At 45.7% G+C, this 18055-nt stretch carries 16 protein-coding genes; all 16 read right to left on the bottom strand.

Features of this window, described 5'->3' with window-relative positions:
* Positions 1-6 precede the first annotated feature (6 nt).
* The 16 genes from BN1234_RS08035 to BN1234_RS07960 all read right to left on the bottom strand — a co-directional run bounded on the left by BN1234_RS08035 (position 7) and on the right by BN1234_RS07960 (position 18015).
* The gene (locus tag BN1234_RS08035) at positions 7-267 is read right to left on the bottom strand and encodes a stage V sporulation protein S (protein ID WP_054956146.1); all 261 of its coding nucleotides are present in this window, start codon (positions 265-267) and stop codon (positions 7-9) included.
* A 129-nt stretch (positions 268-396) separates the two neighbouring features.
* A complete protein-coding gene (locus tag BN1234_RS08030) occupies positions 397-1191 on the bottom strand; it encodes a TIGR00282 family metallophosphoesterase (protein WP_156337172.1) in 795 nt (264 codons plus the stop codon).
* Between the two features lie 103 nt (positions 1192-1294).
* Positions 1295-2836 (bottom strand): ribonuclease Y, encoded by a 1542-nt coding sequence (rny, locus tag BN1234_RS08025; protein ID WP_054956144.1) that lies wholly within the window; start codon positions 2834-2836, stop codon positions 1295-1297.
* 356 nt (positions 2837-3192) lie between these two features.
* Positions 3193-3936, bottom strand: coding sequence for a regulatory protein RecX (locus BN1234_RS08020; protein ID WP_054956143.1), 744 nt, complete (start codon positions 3934-3936; stop codon positions 3193-3195).
* A gap of 126 nt (positions 3937-4062) precedes the next feature.
* Complete coding sequence (recA, locus tag BN1234_RS08015) at positions 4063-5124, bottom strand: recombinase RecA (RefSeq protein ID WP_054956142.1); 1062 nt, start codon at positions 5122-5124, stop codon at positions 4063-4065.
* 236 nt (positions 5125-5360) lie between these two features.
* Complete coding sequence (locus BN1234_RS08010; protein WP_054956141.1) at positions 5361-6623, bottom strand: competence/damage-inducible protein A; 1263 nt, start codon at positions 6621-6623, stop codon at positions 5361-5363.
* A gap of 109 nt (positions 6624-6732) precedes the next feature.
* Positions 6733-7320: a CDP-diacylglycerol--glycerol-3-phosphate 3-phosphatidyltransferase gene (pgsA, locus tag BN1234_RS08005; RefSeq protein ID WP_054956140.1), complete on the bottom strand. Its 588-nt coding sequence runs from the start codon at positions 7318-7320 to the stop codon at positions 6733-6735.
* Positions 7321-7564: 244 nt separating this feature from the next.
* Positions 7565-8056, bottom strand: a complete 492-nt coding sequence (locus BN1234_RS08000; protein WP_054956139.1) for a YajQ family cyclic di-GMP-binding protein — start codon at positions 8054-8056, stop codon at positions 7565-7567.
* A 184-nt stretch (positions 8057-8240) separates the two neighbouring features.
* Positions 8241-9224, bottom strand: a complete 984-nt coding sequence (locus tag BN1234_RS07995) for a helix-turn-helix domain-containing protein (RefSeq protein ID WP_054956160.1) — start codon at positions 9222-9224, stop codon at positions 8241-8243.
* Between the two features lie 33 nt (positions 9225-9257).
* Positions 9258-10025: a DUF3388 domain-containing protein gene (locus tag BN1234_RS07990; RefSeq protein WP_054956138.1), complete on the bottom strand. Its 768-nt coding sequence runs from the start codon at positions 10023-10025 to the stop codon at positions 9258-9260.
* A gap of 182 nt (positions 10026-10207) precedes the next feature.
* On the bottom strand, positions 10208-10462 hold the full coding sequence (locus tag BN1234_RS07985) for a DUF3243 domain-containing protein (protein WP_054956137.1): 255 nt from the start codon (positions 10460-10462) through the stop codon (positions 10208-10210).
* A 113-nt stretch (positions 10463-10575) separates the two neighbouring features.
* Positions 10576-11346: an elongation factor P 5-aminopentanone reductase gene (ymfI, locus tag BN1234_RS07980; RefSeq protein ID WP_054956136.1), complete on the bottom strand. Its 771-nt coding sequence runs from the start codon at positions 11344-11346 to the stop codon at positions 10576-10578.
* Positions 11343-12626, bottom strand: coding sequence for an EF-P 5-aminopentanol modification-associated protein YfmH (gene yfmH / locus BN1234_RS07975; RefSeq protein ID WP_054956135.1), 1284 nt, complete (start codon positions 12624-12626; stop codon positions 11343-11345). The genes ymfI and yfmH overlap by 4 nt, the downstream gene beginning before the upstream one ends.
* A gap of 3 nt (positions 12627-12629) precedes the next feature.
* On the bottom strand, positions 12630-13913 hold the full coding sequence (gene yfmF, locus BN1234_RS07970; protein ID WP_054956134.1) for an EF-P 5-aminopentanol modification-associated protein YfmF: 1284 nt from the start codon (positions 13911-13913) through the stop codon (positions 12630-12632).
* 121 nt (positions 13914-14034) lie between these two features.
* Positions 14035-14856: a spore cortex-lytic enzyme gene (gene sleB, locus BN1234_RS07965; protein ID WP_054956133.1), complete on the bottom strand. Its 822-nt coding sequence runs from the start codon at positions 14854-14856 to the stop codon at positions 14035-14037.
* Positions 14857-15363: 507 nt separating this feature from the next.
* A complete protein-coding gene (locus BN1234_RS07960) occupies positions 15364-18015 on the bottom strand; it encodes an FtsK/SpoIIIE family DNA translocase (protein ID WP_245640121.1) in 2652 nt (883 codons plus the stop codon).
* Positions 18016-18055: the final 40 nt, after the last annotated feature.

Here is an 18055-nt window from a genome sequence, read left to right as displayed (position 1 = left end):
CCGTCATTATCTAGGTTCTACGATTAGCTTTATCGCCGTCCGGTCTTCGCCATCAATCACAATATCCGTAAAAGCAGGGATGCAGATCAAATCTACCCCGCTTGGCGCTACAAATCCCCGGGCAATGGCTACTGCCTTCACAGCCTGGTTCAGTGCACCCGCTCCAATTGCTTGCAGCTCTGCTCCGCCACGTTCACGGAGAACTCCTGCCAGTGCACCTGCAACTGAGTTTGGATTGGATTTTGCTGAAACTTTTAATACTTCCATGGTAAGTACCTCCCCTGGGAATGTTGAGTGATGGTTTGCTCCCGTTACTTGATTTTATTCGCGAGCGGCAAATTAATTCCTCTTTTTTTCCAGATTCCTCTTATATCACTTAAACCGCTCCGCCATTTTTCAATCCATCCGCCACTCATCTTCATACAGGCGAATCTTTTCTATTTTCTTCGCCTTTCCCGTTGTATCATCCAGCTGCACATATACGGCATGGAAGTGCCACTTACCTTCATCCACCTGGAACCGGGCCGGGAGTTGTGTTTTAAACTTGTATAACACAGCATCTCGCTGCATACCCAATATCCCTTCCTTGGAGCCGACCATTCCGGTATCTGTTAAATAAGCAGTCCCATTCGGTAAAATCGTATCATCATTGCTCTGTACATGGGTGTGTGTTCCCACCACAATGGATGCACGTCCATCCAAATGCCATCCCATCGCAATTTTCTCCGATGTAGCTTCAGCATGAAAATCAACCAGGATATGCTTATGCTTTCTTCGGAGTTCATCCACGATCTCATCTGCCGCCCGGAACGGGCAATCAATCGCAGGAAGGAAAGTCCGCCCCATCAAATTGACGATCGCAAGCTCCTTACCATTTGCCTTAATAAGAGTGGAACCAAGTCCCGGAGTGCCCGGAGGATAATTCGCTGGTCTGACCATTCTCGGCTCATGATCTATAAATTCAAAAATATCACGGTTATCCCATGTGTGATTCCCCATTGTTATCCCGTGAATTCCCCAATTAAAGAACTCATTAGCTATCGCTGATGTAATTCCTCGCCCGGATGCCGCATTTTCACCATTTGCAATGATAATATGCGGGTTATACTTGGACTTTAATTCAGGCAAAGATGCTTTAAGAGCCTTTCTGCCTGTGCTGCCAACAATATCGCCTATGAATAATACGTTGATGCCAATCCACTCCTCTAATCGTCAATAATTCTCGAATCCGTTTATCGATTCACATATAAAAGATAAAAAGTGGCCTAGAAGCGGCCACTTTTTATCTGGGACATTATTTTGCGTAATCAACCGCTCTCGTTTCACGGATGACAGTGACTTTGATATGACCAGGATAGTCCAGTTCATTCTCAATGGTTTTGGTAATATCACGTGCCAAGCGGAAAGCCTCGGCATCATCGATCTTATCAGGTTGTACCATAACACGGACTTCGCGTCCGGCTTGAATAGCGTAAGACTTCTCAACACCTTCAAACGATTCGGTGATCGCTTCCAGCTTCTCAAGACGTTTGATATATGTCTCAAGAGTTTCTCTGCGAGCTCCAGGTCTTGCTGCAGACAATGCGTCAGCCGCACCGACCAGCATAGCAATAACTGAAGTTGCTTCGCAATCTCCGTGGTGGGAAGCGATGCTGTTGATAACCACCGGATGTTCCTTGTACTTTTTCGCCAGCTCCACGCCGATTTCAACGTGCGAACCTTCCACTTCATGATCCAGCGCTTTACCGATGTCATGCAACAGCCCGGCACGTTTCGCCAATGTGATGTCTTCGCCCAGTTCTCCGGCCATCAGACCAGCCAGATAAGCTACTTCCATCGAGTGCTTCAGCACATTTTGTCCATAGCTCGTACGGAACTTCAGACGACCTAAAATCTTGATCAGGTCCGGATGCAAACCATGAACACCAACCTCGAAGGTTGCTTGCTCTCCGTATTCACGAATCCGGTCATCTACATCCTTGCGGGATTTCTCTACCATTTCTTCGATACGAGCCGGATGAATCCGGCCGTCAGCCACCAATTTTTCAAGTGCTGTACGAGCAATTTCCCGGCGAATCGGATCGAAGCCTGACAGAATAACTGCTTCAGGAGTATCATCAATAATGAGGTCAATCCCTGTAAGGGTTTCAAGCGCACGAATGTTACGTCCTTCACGACCGATAATCCGGCCCTTCATTTCTTCATTCGGCAGTGTAACGACGGAAACCGTCGTTTCTGCAACGTGATCAGCTGCACAACGCTGGATGGCAAGCGTAATAATCTCACGTGATTTCTTATCTGCCTCTTCCTTAGCTTGTTGTTCAAGCTCTTTGATCATCTGTGCAGTTTCATGGCGAACTTCCTGCTCTACGTTACTTAAGATAATGCTTCTCGCATCTTCCATCGTCAGATTGGAGATACGCTCCAGTTCTGTAACCTGGTTTTTGTAAATTAAATCAATCTGCTGTTGAGTTTCTTCAATTCGTTTCTCTTTGTTCGCCACTTGTTCTTCTTTACGTTCCAAAGATTCCAATTTTTTATCCAGCGATTCTTCCTTTTGCAACAATCTGCGTTCTTGTCGTTGAATTTCATTCCGACGTTCGCGAGTGTCTTTGTCAGCTTCGGCTCGAATTTTATGGACTTCATCCTTAGCTTCGAGAACCGTTTCTTTCTTCAGCGCTTCCGCTTCCTTCTTCGCGTTTTCCACGATTTGGACTGCGGCATGCTCTGCGCTGGAAATTTTAGCTTCAGCAAGGTTTTTGCGAATAAAATAACCGAACCCAAAGAATATAGCGGCAACGAAGAGAACGATTATGATCCAGATCCAGGGTTCCATCTGTTCACCTCCTCGTTGGTTCCTCCAAGGCATTCCTTGGGAATTTTTCAATTGTCATGTCACACTAGCTTCATTCATACATAAAATTCCGGCTGCTTATTCTGCCGTTAACACTGCATAAGGGTTTAACCTTTGCATGTCCACCGAAACCGGCAGAGAACATTTCACTATGAATTGGCGAATCATTGAATCTTTCATAAAAGTAACTTTTTTGGAAGGAAAAAGGCACCTGTACATGATAAAGATTCATTTTCATTTTAGTATTTATGAAAAGATATTGTCAAGGGAAAGCACCAGTTAATCGCCATCTTCACCTAAAGCTCCCTCAATAATGCCACTAAAACCCATTTGGGTGCTTATTCAAACTCTTCCGGTTCCTCAAGAGATTCGTGATCTTCACTATTTTCAGCAATGAGTCTATTGATTACTTTGCGAACCTGCTCACCCGTAAAGCCCCGCCGCATTAAAAAAGCTCCTGTCTTACGCTTGCGGTCTAATACTTCACCTTTAGTCTGCTGCCATTTTTTCTGTCCAATTACATAAGCACTTTCCAGTTCATCCTCTTCACTAACTTCATGAAGAGCTTCTGCGATCAATTCTGTCTCAATTCCTTTCTGACGCAGTTCCTGTCGGACCCACATCCGGCCTTTCTTTTGTCTTGTAATGCGCTGCTGCGCCCACTGCTTGGCATACAGTTCATCATCGACTAAACGTTCCTGCTCTAAACGCATGATCGTCTTCTCAATTCCATCTGCTGTCAAGCCTTTTTGATGAAGGCGCTGTGCAATCTCTTGTGTTGTCCGGGGCTTTCGTTCGAGAAATCGAATTGCCTCCACATAAGCTCGCTGTCGTTCATCAGCTACCACAATATCCTCAAGCTCTTCCTTACGGAACATACTGCCCTTCATCATCCGATATTTAATCATAACGTCTTCATGAACGGTCATAGAGTAGGGCCCGAACCGGATCAGATAGCGATGTTTTGGCTTACGCAGCATCTCAACGGAGGTAATCACTAGATCCTCGTCATTCGGAAAATGAGAGACACTGTTTGACCCTTCTTCCTGTGATACTTCTTGATGTTTATCTTGTATATCCATCGTTATCCTCCTGATACAGCCGTAACGACATAAAATATAAGCGGCTCAGTCTCCATTGTAAATAAGACCGTTCGGGGTTTAAAGCCACCAAACGGTCTTATTAAGACACCCTATATTCCAGGTGTTCTATTCAACTTTAAACAATTCTTGTTCTTCCTGTTGTTCCTTCGCCTTATCAGTTTCGCTAGGCTCAGGAACAACTGTAGTCAGATTGCTCGCTTCACGGATTTTTTGCTCAATAACATCGGCAATTGCTGGATTCTCTTTCAGGAATTGCTTCGCATTTTCACGCCCTTGTCCCAGTCTCTCACCACTATAGGAATACCATGCACCGCTCTTATCTACAATATCAAGTTCTGTACCGATATCAATAAGGCTTCCTTCTTTCGAAATGCCTTCACCATACATAATATCAATCTCAGCTTGTTTAAACGGAGGAGCAACCTTATTCTTCACAACTTTAACACGTGTCCGGTTACCCACTATATCATTGCCCATTTTTATACTTTCAACACGACGGACATCCAAACGAACGGTGGAATAGAACTTTAATGCACGTCCGCCCGGCGTCGTTTCAGGATTACCAAACATAACGCCGACCTTCTCGCGAAGCTGATTGATGAATATGGCAATCGTCTTCGATTTGCTGATTGCTCCAGACAGTTTACGAAGAGCTTGCGACATCAAACGGGCTTGGAGACCCACATGAGAGTCACCCATGTCACCTTCGATCTCTGCTTTCGGAACAAGTGCCGCTACCGAGTCAATTACAATAATATCGACAGCACCGCTGCGTACCAAGGCTTCTGCGATTTCAAGAGCTTGTTCACCTGTATCTGGCTGAGACAACAGAAGTTCATCGATGTTCACACCTAATTTACTAGCATAAGCTGGATCCAGAGCATGCTCGGCGTCGATAAAAGCAGCCTGTCCACCAACCTTTTGTACTTCAGCGACAGCGTGAAGTGCCACTGTTGTCTTACCTGAGGATTCAGGTCCATAAACTTCGATGATCCGGCCTTTAGGGAGACCGCCTGTTCCTAATGCTATGTCCAATGCCAATGATCCGCTAGGCACGATTTCCACTTGCATATGGGTTGATTCACCCAACTTCATAATTGAACCTTTACCGAACTGTTTCTCTATCTGGCGAAGCGCCATATCAAGCGCAGCACGACGATCTGACAATTCTTCCACAACCCTTCAATTGTTGATAGATTAATAATACCTTGTTTTAATGTGTTTGCCAAGCATTTTTTCGAACATACATTCGTTTTTTTTACAGAGTCTTACCTCCCCGGTTATAACCGCAGATGCTCTTTAAACAGCAAAAACCGCGGCTACATCATTGGATATGCCACGGTTCTTCCGTAGGTTCATTATAACTTAACCGCAGGATGCGATTCAAGATGAATGTAAATTTCTTACTGGGCATCAGCCGCTTTCAGTTTAAGCCACAGGCGATACAGAAGCGCCTTGGTCGCACGAATTCGTATCATTTCTCTGTCACCATGCAGATGAAGCTCATGCACTTCTGTTTTTTTACCGCGTTCAGACAACCCGATATAAACAAGCCCTACCGGCTTTCGTTCGGCATATCCCGGTCCCGCTACACCTGTCACCGACAATCCGAAGTCGCTGTCCGTCACCATCCGGATTTGCTCTGCAAGCACTTCCGCTACTTCAGGTGATACAGCACCAGGGGCATCATCGCCTTCCAGGAGCTGCTGCGGCACATTAACCAGCTTGTGCTTGATCTGATTCGTATAGCATACAATACCGCCAAGCAGCATCGTCGCACTGCCCGGAATTGAAGTGATGCTCTCCATAACAAGACCACCAGTACAGCTTTCAGCCGCACTGACCGTCCATCCCTGATCAGCCATCATATCAACAACGACCTTTTCAATAGGAACGTCTTCATTGGCATACATATGCTCCGGAACCATTCCCTTGATATGTTCTTCGAGCTTATCCAGTCTCTCTACGGCCTCTCCTTCGCTCGCAGCCTTGGTGGAAATACGGACGGTTACTTCCCCTTCTTTTGCATATAGAGCGATTGTCGGATCCACCTGGGTCGTGATCAGATCATTAAGTCGATCAGCCAACAAAGACTCACCGATCCCGGCAAACTTAAGCATTCTGGAGTAAAGCGGCAATTCATCGGTAAGCACATGCTGCATTAACCAAGGCTTTGCCTCCTGTTCAAACATAGGCTTCAGCTCTCTTGGCGGCCCCGGAAAAATAATATAATGAGTGCCATTGTGTGTGATCGCATTCCCTACTGCTAGTCCGGTTTCATTTGCCAGTGGCGTCGCTCCATCCAGAGTTAATGCCTGCCGTCTGTTATTTTCTGTCATCTCCTTGCCCCGGTCCATGAAAAACCGCTCGATATTATCCATGGCCAATCGGTCAATATGAAGAGATGTTCCAATAAATTCTGCCAATGCATCTTTTGTAACATCATCCTGTGTCGGACCAATTCCACCTGTAATGAGAATTATATCCGCACGGGAACTGGATAGCTTCAGTGTTTCTTTAATACGTTCCATATTGTCGCCAACGACGGTTTGGTAATATACATCAATCCCCATGCTTGCAAGCTGTTTGGATAAATATTGAGCATTTGTATTTACGATTTGTCCGAGCAGCAGCTCCGTACCAACCGCGATAATTTCTGCCTTCATTCCAAAAGACCTCCTGATAAATAGATCAAAATTGTTATATCTATTTTTAACTCAATTTCACCCTTTCGAAAATTGGAAGAAAAAAGCAATAGGATTTCTCCTATTGCTTTTAGGCTCCTGTGCCCTTGAGCAGGTGTTTATTTTTCACAAAATACTCAGCACCGGAATAAATCGTTATCACTGCAGCTGCCCAAATCGCAATCTGGTCAAACGGAATTCCAAAGAATACAAACGGGAAATTGTTTAGAAGCAGAGCTACAATAGCTACGATTTGAATTACTGTTTTTAATTTTCCTGAATTGCCTGCTGCCACAACCGCTCCGTCAAGAAGTGCAATTTGACGCAGTCCTGTCACGGCAAATTCACGGCTAATAATTACGACTACAATCCATGAGTCTACTTTGCCCATCTCTACCAGAGAGATCAGCACCGCAGCCACCAGTAATTTATCAGCCAAGGGGTCCATAAGTTTACCAAGATTAGTTACAAGGTTGTTTTTACGGGCGAGATAACCATCAATTCCATCCGTGCTGGCTGCCACAATAAAAATTAACGCAGCGATAAGCTGGTTATACGGCAGTATAAATTCATTCCATACAATCGGCTCTGGATAAAATTCGAAATCCACCAGCAAAAAAATCATCATAACGGGTATTAAACAAATTCGGGCCAGCGTTATGCGATTGGGTAAATTCATGAAGCAGCCTCCCTATTCTGGAGTGTCTTTATCATCGAATCTGACATATGGGTCCATAAATCAATTCTCAGATGTGTAACGTTGATAATCTTATGTACAGCAGCATAATTAAGTAAATCGGGTCCTGGCACATACCGCCTGAACATAACCGCGATTTAATATCGAATTACAGTATAATATTAAGGCTGGTTCCATGTCAAAAGGTGAAAGACCTCCTCCTCGTGCTCGAAGGGAGGCCTGCAGCCTACTTCATATTCGTGAACTGCAGATCAAGCGGCAGATCCGCTTTGCGTAACAACTGTATAATGGCCTGAAGATCATTCTTGCTCTTGCCAGTCACGCGAATCTGATCTCCTTGAATCTGGCTCTTTACCTTGAGCTTGGAATCACGAATCAAAATGTTGATTTTCTTTGCGTTCTCCTGATCGATACCCTGCTTCAGCGAAAGCCGTTGTCTTACCGTTCCCAGCGAAGCAGGCTCAATCTTACCATAATCTACATTCTTCAGGGAAAGTCCCCGCTTTACCATCTTGGATTGCAAAATATCGATTACCGCGTTCAGCTTATATTCATCGTCAGATGTAATGACTAATGCGTCCTTATCCAGCTTAAGGCTGCTTTTGCTGCCTTTAAAATCGAAGCGGTTCTCGATTTCACGTTCTGCTTGGTTAATTGCATTGTTTAACTCCTGCATGTCCATCTTGGACACGATATCAAATGAACTTTCAGAACTCATGGTCATACCTTCCTTTCATGCAATATGTCTACTCCATTATAAGTTATAAATCCGGTAGAAGTCTAATGTCCTCATCATACCGTTAAGCTCACTGAAATGTCTCATTTCTTTTCCAGTGAAAAATATAAATAGCGGTGTGCCAAAACAGCACACCGCTATTTAATTTCTCCATATATGGAAGAAATTATTCAACTTCAGTTCCTGTACCTTCGGTGCCATCAGCTGCTGAATCTTCTGCAGTTGCAGGCTCAAACAACAGACGCGAAGATGTTTTTCCATCTGTAACCGTCTGTCCGCCAACTGTAATAACCGTTGCCGGGGAATATCCGGACTTTACATACATGCCTTGTTCATCCAGATCAAAGCTCACAGAGTCACCCTCATTCATCATGCCGAAGGAAAGCTTTTCTCCAGTTGAGTTATAACCACGGTATACCTCAACCCAACTTTGTCCTGAAGCTTTAATCTCAACTTTTACAGGTGTATTTCCGGAAGCTGCTACTTTAAAGACAACGTTCTTGCCTTCCTTGCGATCCTCTGTAACCGTTACTTGCCCTGGCTGATCGTCTGGCTTATTCTCTTCTTCAGGATCCTGCTCCTCGCCGTCCGGTTTCTCAGAAAGATCTGCTTCCGTGCCTGGATCGGCCTCGGTTCCTTCGCTTGAACCGCCGTCACCCTGAGCTCCTCCTGGATTCGGTACCGGGGTATCGCCTCCGGCTTCTCCTTGATCCGAAGGATCCGTCTGTGTAACCGGCGGTACCTTGTCAGGCACATCGGAATTGGATTGAGAAGCATAGATATAAATAACAGCGATAATCAGAATTGGAAATGTCCACATTAATGCTGTCGGAAGCCAGCTGATTGACCGGTCAGAAGATGCTCTTGAAGAACGCTTTTGCATAACAGGCTCCATTGTTGCTTCAGCCGGTTCAGGCTTCGGAACATCCTGCTTATGTCCCTCCAGCAGCTCATCCGGATTTATTCCTACCGCTTCCGCGTAGGTTTTGATGAATGCCCGGACATAAAAGCTGCCTGGAAGCACCTTATAGTCCCCAGCCTCGATGGCTTCTAAGTAGCGTTTGCGTATTTTTGTAACTTCCTGCACGTCATCCAGACTCATTCCCTTCTGTAGACGAGCCTCTCTCAATTGTTGTCCCAGCTCGGACATACCATCACCTCCTCTTGGAATTTCTGCGGTCATTTACAAATCCTCATTATACGAACCGGTGAATGTATCATAAACGATTTCTTCACCCGGATTGTTTCGTAGTTCGATCAAAATATCAAAATCATCATATGAGTATTCGGATTCCCGCACAAAAATATCCGGATGCTCTATCACTTTCGTGCTATTCATGGACATAATGTCCTGAAGCAGCTGATAGTGCTTCTCGTTAGAACGAATCGTGCTCACAATTCCGTCAATAATGAAAACATTCGATGGATTCATTTCATCCTCTGACAGCTGACTGCGAATGGTCTGTCTCAGCAGCGTCGAAGAAACAAATGTCCACCGTTTCATGGCACACACACTTCCGGCAATAATCGACTCGGTCTTCCCGACTCGCGGCATCCCGCGAAGACCAATGACCTGATTACCTTCTCTTTTGAACAATTCACCTAAAAAATCAACAAGTAAACCTAACTCATCACGAGTAAAGCGAAAAGTTTTATGGTCATCAGAATCCCTGTCAATATACCTTCCATGACGGACAGCCAAAATATCAACCAGCTTGGGCGGTCTTAACGCCGTGACGGTGATATTCTCGACTTTATTTAACATTCTGCCCATTAACGTAATTTTCTCTTCATCATTTGTTTCAAGGAGCATACCTCTCGTCCTGCCCTCTACACCATTGATGGTTAAAATATTCACTTCCATCATACCCAGCATAGATGCAATATCTCCGAGCAATCCAGGACGGTTCTTATGTATCTTATACTCCATGTACCATTGTTTCGCTTCCACACAAGCACCTCATCCGAACTTCGATTCCATTAATCTTCGGCATCATTTTCCAATCAGGATAATGCAAATAAAAGATTAATTAATTGGGTCACGTTAATGATATATAAAATGAAAATGAAAGGCAAGGGCAAGTCTGTAACCATTCGCGTAAAAAGCCCCCTGGTTAGGGGGCTGCAGCTTAGCTATACGTTCGATTTAGCCAATTTCACCATAAGTCTTGCGATTACGCGGCGTTCTTCCTCATTACCTACATCCCAGAGCTCTTTCAGTGCTCGGTTTGAAGAATTCTGAGGATCAACTTTCTCATCCAGAAATTCACCGATTTCATATGCCAGCTGGGAAATTGTGTCTTCCTTCATCCCGGCTTTTTCAGCTTGAACAACGCGCTCACCAAGGAACTTTTTCCATGAATCGAAATTCTTGAGTACGGATGGCATGATAAATCCTCCTCTGCTTGTTGGCAATTGAGATGTAAGATGAACAATAATAATATGTCCCCTTACCTCCATCGCTATGAGTGGTGAAAAATACCTCCCATATTCCAAGCAGCTTAAGTCACCCATCCGCCATTCGGACTAATTACCTGTCCTGTGATATAGCCAGACTCCGGTAATGCCAAAAAGTAAACAAGTGAAGAAATTTCATCGGGATGGGCAAGACGACCGACAGGTATCTCTTCCTCCAGCATATGAATTTCATCAGCTTCCAAATGACTGAGCATGGAAGTGTCAACGGCACCCGGAGCTACGGCATTTACCGTTACACCCGAAGGAGCAAGCTCCTTGGCCAATGCTTTCGTGAATGCATTGACCCCGCCCTTACTGGCTGAGTAAAGCACTTCACAGGAGGCGCCCGAGATTCCCCATACCGAAGAAACATTGATGATTCGTCCATACTTCTGTGAAATCATCCGCCCCATAAAGGCTTGTGTGCACAGAAATGTCCCCTTCAGATTGATCGACATGACCGTATCCCATTCCTCTTCCGTCACATCCGAGAGAAGACCGTAATGGGACACCCCGGCATTGTTAACCAATATATCCGGCTCCATTCCATGTTTCCGGAGCTTCTCCTGCATTCGCAGCACTTGTTCCTTATCCTTCAAATCTGCAGCAACGGTCATCACCTTAGCACCTAAGCTTATGCAGCGCCGTGCTACTTCATTAGCGGCTTCATGAGAGCGCATGTAATGGATGATGACATTCATACCTACCGCAGCAAAACGCTCGGCTATAGCCGCCCCAATGCCTCTGCTGGCCCCCGTGATCAGAACGGTCATTTCCCCGATCGGTTTCTGTTCCTCTCCCACTAAACCGTTCATTCAGGGCTTAACACCAGGGACACTGACATCTGATTCCAATCCACATGCTCCTGCAATCTCCGGTTAACATCTTCCAATGTGATCGACTCGTACACAGGCAGAACGGAGAAAAGGTTGCTTCCTCTGAACTGATAGCGTGTAAACTCATGCGCAATGTTCTCCGGGGAATTGAGCATCCGCAAGTACCCACCCATCTTCTTTTTCCGGGCCCGTTCGAAATCAGCAGAATCAAACCCGCTTTCCTTCAACCGATCTACCTCTTCACGAATACGGGCCAGGAGTTGTTCAGGGTCCTTCGTGTCGCCACCAGCAGCAGAGAAGGCGTATTGTGGTGAGCTGTTGAACTCATGGGAAAAGCTGTCGGAAATTAAGTCCTCATCATACAGCTTCTGATAAAGCTCTGTGCTTGAACCGAATAACAGATCCAGCATCAGTTTGGTCGTCAAATCACGGCGGAGCTGATCCTCCGGTGTAAGGCCAACTTCCTTCTCTTTAAAGCCAAAAAGACATTTTGGCAAGGAAACAGCAAGCCGGCATACCTTCTGCTTCTGTGCAACCTCCTGCGGCTCAGGATCGAATATACGATCGATCGTCCCCTGCTTTTCATATGTTTTACGGGCCTGATTCTCCCTAACCATCGCTATCGTTGCTTCAGGGTCTACACCGCCAACAACAAACAGGAGCATGTTGCTTGGGTGATAGAAGGCATTATAACAAGTGTATAGGTCTTCTTTTGTTATGGTTCCGATCGACTCGACCGTCCCTGCAATATCAATGTGCACCGGATGAATTTTATACATCGCTTCGATCAGACCAAAGTATACACGCCAATCCGGATTATCTTGATACATATTGATTTCCTGCCCAATAATGCCCTTTTCCTTCTCTACGTTCTGATCTGTGAAATAAGGATTCTGAACAAAATCAATGAGGGTCTCCAAATTATCCATGATGCTTTCTGTTGCAGAGAACAGGTATACCGTCTGGTCAAAACTCGTGAATGCGTTAGCAGAGGCTCCCTTGGAAGCAAACTTTGTAAACACGTCCCCTTCCTGCTCCTCAAACATTTTATGTTCCAGAAAATGTGCAATGCCATCAGGAACTCTCACTTCAGGCTTGCCCTCAACCTGAAAATGATTGTCTACAGATCCATATTTGGTGGCAAAGGTGGCGTATGTTTTCTGAAATCCTGGTTTAGGCAGGACATACACATGCAGCCCGTTTTCCAGCACTTCATAATACAAGGTTTCTTGCAGATTTTCATAATGAATGCTTTGCACCGGCTATTCCTCCTTTTGGCCCTTCAGGAAATAAATCGTATCCAGCGAAAAAGCGGAGGCAGCGCGTACAACATCATCAACTGAAACATTCCCCACCTGGTCCAGAAGTTCCTCAGCCGTGCGCTCCTTACCTGACAGGACACGGTTAAAATCATAAGCGATTAACTCAAAAGCGGAATCCTGAATTTCCTTGACCACATTTCGGATCATGGCCTTCGTCTGAGTCATTTCCATCTCTGAAATTACACCTTTTGCCATATCATCAAGCTGCTTTCGAATAATCTCGACCGCTTTTTCATAATTCTGAATTTCAATTCCCGACTGAATCGTGGCGATCCCTTTATGGCCGTCATATCGAGAAGAAGCATAGTAGGCCAAGCTCTCCTTCTCCCGTACATTAACAAACAGCTTGGAATGTGGATATCCCCCAAGGATACCGTTATACATTAACGCTGCAGCATAATCATTATCGCTGTACGTAATCTTGCTTCGAAGCCCAAGGTTCAGCTTCCCTTGATTAATATCCAGCTTCTCAACAACCGTCTGAGGCTCACCAGGATCAGAACGAACAACAGACGCGGTGTATTCTGATGCCGTAGTCCGATTCATGGTGAAATGCTCTTCTACAAGCTTCTGTACTTCCTCAATAGAGGTATCGCCCACCACGTAAAGATCAAACACAGCTTCGTCCATCCATTTACGATATGCTTCATAAAGACTTTCAGCTGTTATCCCATCCAAATCCTTACGCTGTCCTAAAGGGTGCAGACGGTATGGCTCATTTCTGCACATTACCTCAATACAGCGTTCTGCCGCATATCTGATCTTGTCATTCACAATGGCTTCAAGCTTTTTACGTACTGTGTCCCGCTCTGTCTGAACATAGGAAGCCCGAAATACACCATTCTCCAGAGCCGGCGCAGTCAAAGCCTCTCCCAAAAAAGCGAAAGACGAGCCGAGCAAACTCTCAGAGCTTTTAACAAATGAATCGTTAATCGTATCCATCCGAAAATGGACGATTTGGTGATCTCCGCGTTTATAAACATCGAATCCGAAACCAGCCCCATAAAGCTGTTCAAGCCTTTCCCGAAAAGCTCTGGTCTCCGGATAGGAGACAGTACCTCTACGGAGTACAAACGGAGTTAATGCCGTTGTCGTCACTGTCTCTTCTTTCAACGGACTTCCGGCATACAAGGAAATAGCAAAAGTTTTAAAACGTTTTGTCGGCAGCACATGAATCCGGATGCCGCCAGCCGAACCGTGTTGAAATCCCGTATTTGTCGTCAAGGTTCAAAACTCCCTTACCAGCTGAATTGATGGTACTCCAGGATTATTTCAATTCCATTCTAACCCATCGCAAAGTGAAGAAGCAACCGAAGACAAACCCTCGATTGCTTCCAGCAAGGCATTACATACAGAAGATATGCTGTCCTATTGTTTTAACCTGAGGTCGGGTCCAGATCCATGGCGAGGTAGCTGTTCTTGGATTAAAGTAATAGAGACATCCGCCTGTCGGATCCCATCCGTTTAATGCTTGAAGCACCGCTTTCTTGGCCGTCTCGTTAGGTTCAAGCCAAATTTGCCCATCCGCTACCGCCGTAAAGGCACGCGGCTGGAAGATTACCCCGGATGGTGTATTCGGAAAGCTCGTTGATTTAACACGGTTTAGAATAACAGCAGCAACGGCTACCTGTCCTTCAAAAGGTTCGCCCCGGGCTTCTCCATAAACCGCGTTAGCCATAATTTTTAAATCGTTGTCTGACAGTCCCATCGCATTTGCTGAAGAGAGCTTAGCTCCCTCTTTCTTACCGGTATTAGCATTTCCTCTATTGCTTGTTTCGCCTACAGGCTGCTTCGGCTCCGTTGGACGCCAATCTTTGGTCGCATTATACAGCCTGAGTTTCACTTTAGGTCCAACAATGCCATCCACCTTCATACCGAACTCAGATTGAAACCATTTGACGGAGGCACGAGTCTTTGATCCGAATACACTATCAATCTTTCCATGATAAAACCCCAAAAACTTCAAGCGCCCTTGAAGCTCATAAACATCGTCACCCGTGGATCCAAATTTCAAAATAGCCTGGCTAAAGGTCGGTATGACTTCTTCGCTGATTGGATTCTGTTCCATTGTGGACGTCATCTTTGACGGAGTCTTCGTCTGGGAAATGACCGCTGCCGATAACAGGACTACGACACCGATGATTAGCCAAATCTTTATGTTTTTCATGCTGCGCTCTACCTTTCTCTTATGGTTTAACAACCCTCGCTAAGGTTATTATGACAAGCGAACCTGTTTCCTATGCACCATATTTTAAGAGAAGAATTAGAGCACTGTCCTTCATATAAAAAGAGCAGGAGCCGTCTGAACCCTCGGTTATTCTTCATTTGACCAAACGCTCAAATTCAATCAATCACCGTACGGAAAGCACTCATGTTCTTCGTGCCCAGTTTCTCGCAGGTTAACTACTTGTACCGCAGATAGTCAATTCACACTGAATTCCCGATTGCCTCTTGGCGTAGCAATCTTGAGGTAGGATGGGCTTTCTCCTGCCCACAATTTACTCAAGGAAGTATTGATATACCAAAAAACAAGAAATAGCGGTGCAGGGATACGCTGATACGCTCCCTAGCACCGCTATTCTTGGTTTATTTCTGTTTTTTAATTCATCTTGCTATCCAATCGTAAAGTAGATTGACCCTTGAGACACCCACGTTGAACCGTTTATAGACCAGTTTATGAGCTTACCCGGCTCTGCTGGTACTGCTCCATAGACATCAATACCTCCCGGGGTTTACTACCCTCGTAGGGGCCGATTACACCTCGGGCTTCCATCGAATCGATTAACCGGGCTGCGCGGGTGTACCCAACCCGCATACGCCGTTGAAGCAGAGATACCGATGCCTGTTTTGCTTCCAAAATAATGGTTACGGCTTGATCGTAAAGTTCATCAAGCACTTCATCATCGGAAGCCCCGGATTCATCGATTTCAGGCACAAGAGACTCATCATATTCTGCCTGTCCCTGATCCCGAACAAATCCTACAATACTCTCCACTTCCTGATCACTCATGAATGCCCCTTGGACCCTTATGGGCTTAGATGATCCCATTGGCATAAACAGCATATCGCCGCGTCCAAGCAGCTTTTCGGCTCCCGCCATATCGAGAATCGTTCTGGAGTCGACCTGAGAGGATACGCCGAATGCAATCCGGGAAGGAATATTCGCCTTGATTACACCCGTAATAACGTCTACTGAAGGACGCTGAGTTGCGATAATCAAGTGTATACCTGCCGCCCGGGCCATTTGCGCCAGACGGGTTATCGCTTCCTCAACATCATGTGCAGCAACCATCATCAGGTCTGCCAGCTCGTCCACAATCACAACAATATATGGCAGTACAGCAGTCGGGTTATTATCCTTCATCAAGGTGTTGTAACCTTCAATATTCCTTGTACTTGATTTGGAGAATAATTCATAACGTTTCTCCATTTCCACCACGATTTTCTTCAGCGCCAGTGAAGCCCGCTTAGGGTCTGTAACTACAGGAGCCATCAGATGAGGAATGCCGTTATATACATTCAGCTCAACCATCTTGGGATCGACCATAAGGAATTTGACTTCGTCCGGCTTGGCTTTGAAGAGGATACTCGTGATAATTCCGTTAATACATACGGATTTACCTGATCCCGTAGCACCCGCAACGAGAAGATGGGGCATTTTAGCAAGGTTGCCCACGATGGTCTGGCCGGATATGTCTCGCCCGAATGCAACAGACAGCTTGGATTGCGCGTCCTGAAACATCGGCGTCTCCATGACTTCCCGCATGGTTACAATAGACACTTCATTATTCGGAACCTCAATCCCAATCGCTGATTTCCCGGGGATCGGAGCTTCCATGCGGATATCTTTTGCAGCTAAAGCAAGGGCAATATCATCCGTCAGACTAACAATGCGGCTCACCTTCACGCCGATATCCGGCTGAATTTCATATCTGGTAACAGCGGGTCCCCGAACCACCTCAAGTACCTTAGCCCGAACTCCAAAGCTCTCGAGGGTTGCCTCCAGCTTACGGGCAGTCTGCATGTAATCCTTCTGATCTCCCGACTTTCCTCCATTTTTCGGTTTGGATAATAAACGAAACGAAGGAAGCTTATAAGGTTTGGGTGGTGGAGGCGGCGGAGCAGCAGGTGCTGTCTCCTGATCCGCTTCAACACCTGCAGGATGATCAGCAGGCGACGGTTCTACAGCCGCCGGACTCGCATCCTTCTCATCGATAGGAGATCCGTCTGGGGAAAAAGCCTGACCCGTGTTATGGTCCAGCTCATCCATATCCTCTTCATCAACTGTGCCCTCATGTTTTACTTGCTCAAAAAAATCTCGAATTATAGGTGAAGAATGAGCTGGAACACCTGATTGTGATGGAATGTCGTCGTATCCAAACGAGTTCTCCCCATCGTAGTCTGAAGACAATCCGGAAGATTCCATACCAGAATGAAACTCATGCTGTGCATGGGCTTCATTCTCCTGCAGCTGCATCGATTCTTCTGTTGCGTTCTTGGATTTCGAATCTCTGTTTCCGAACAACTGAAAAAAAACGGGCGAGGATTTCTTTCTCTTCAAAGGCATATCCACATCATCCAGATCATCACCACCATCATCCTCATATGGCGGAATTGTCTGCGGCTTTGCCTTTCCGGTTGAAGACGATTTAGCTTTAGCCTTAGTCTGCTGTCCCCGCATCCTCTTTTGAAGTTGTTCACCTGCTTTTACCAATCGGACCCGAAGCATTCGCATTAAATCCACATAAGATAAATTGGTAATCAGCATAAAACTGATGAAGAGCATGACAATCATAATCAGACGGGCTCCAACTAGGCCAAAGAACATCAACAGCAGTGATAATTCCAATGCACCTATGTATCCCCCGCTTATATCCCTGCCCATAACGGGATGGCTCCCGTCTGCTCTGCCATGCAGAAGTTCTCCTTGCAAATCACTATGTATCTGAGCAAGCACATTACCCGGGCTCAGTTGGCCGATTGGGTTCAGCTTAGGCTCAAGGCCGCTAATACTGCTCATTAAGGTAAGCGATAAGACAAACAGAAGGACACCAGTCCGGCGGCTATTCCAACGTTTCGGCCATTCCCGGTGAATCATCACCATTAATCCGTAATAAATTCCTATCAGGGGGATTACAAAATAGTATTTTCCAAGCAGATAACCAGACATCTTCGACAATGTCCGGCCTACCGGAGCTTCTCCGGATAATGCAATCACCGAGAGCGTCATCAATATAATTCCATAAATTTCATACTTAAGAACCGAGGCAAAGACGGCTCTTTTCTTGCGTTTGCGTTTTGCCAATAGTGTCACCCCCGAAGCCATATTATAGCATATTTTCAGATGGCGCACCTATGTTCTCTTT

This window comes from Paenibacillus dakarensis (assembly GCF_001373415.1).
Lineage (GTDB): Bacteria > Bacillota > Bacilli > Paenibacillales > Paenibacillaceae > Paenibacillus_AQ > Paenibacillus_AQ dakarensis.
The sequence above is the reverse complement of the archived record's forward strand: the minus strand, read 5'-3'. Positions and strand labels throughout refer to the sequence as shown.

Coding starts and splice junctions, on each gene's coding strand:
- BN1234_RS08035 (WP_054956146.1), bottom strand. CDS start 267: ATGGAAGTATTAAAAGTTTCAGCAAAATCCAATCCAAACTCAGTTGCA.
- rny (WP_054956144.1), bottom strand. CDS start 2,836: ATGGAACCCTGGATCTGGATCATAATCGTTCTCTTCGTTGCCGCTATA.
- BN1234_RS08020 (WP_054956143.1), bottom strand. CDS start 3,936: ATGGATATACAAGATAAACATCAAGAAGTATCACAGGAAGAAGGGTCA.
- BN1234_RS08010 (WP_054956141.1), bottom strand. CDS start 6,623: ATGAAGGCAGAAATTATCGCGGTTGGTACGGAGCTGCTGCTCGGACAA.
- pgsA (WP_054956140.1), bottom strand. CDS start 7,320: ATGAATTTACCCAATCGCATAACGCTGGCCCGAATTTGTTTAATACCC.
- BN1234_RS08000 (WP_054956139.1), bottom strand. CDS start 8,056: ATGAGTTCTGAAAGTTCATTTGATATCGTGTCCAAGATGGACATGCAG.
- BN1234_RS07995 (WP_054956160.1), bottom strand. CDS start 9,224: ATGTCCGAGCTGGGACAACAATTGAGAGAGGCTCGTCTACAGAAGGGA.
- BN1234_RS07985 (WP_054956137.1), bottom strand. CDS start 10,462: ATGCCATCCGTACTCAAGAATTTCGATTCATGGAAAAAGTTCCTTGGT.
- ymfI (WP_054956136.1), bottom strand. CDS start 11,346: ATGAACGGTTTAGTGGGAGAGGAACAGAAACCGATCGGGGAAATGACC.
- sleB (WP_054956133.1), bottom strand. CDS start 14,856: ATGAAAAACATAAAGATTTGGCTAATCATCGGTGTCGTAGTCCTGTTA.
- BN1234_RS07960 (WP_245640121.1), bottom strand. CDS start 18,015: ATGGCTTCGGGGGTGACACTATTGGCAAAACGCAAACGCAAGAAAAGA.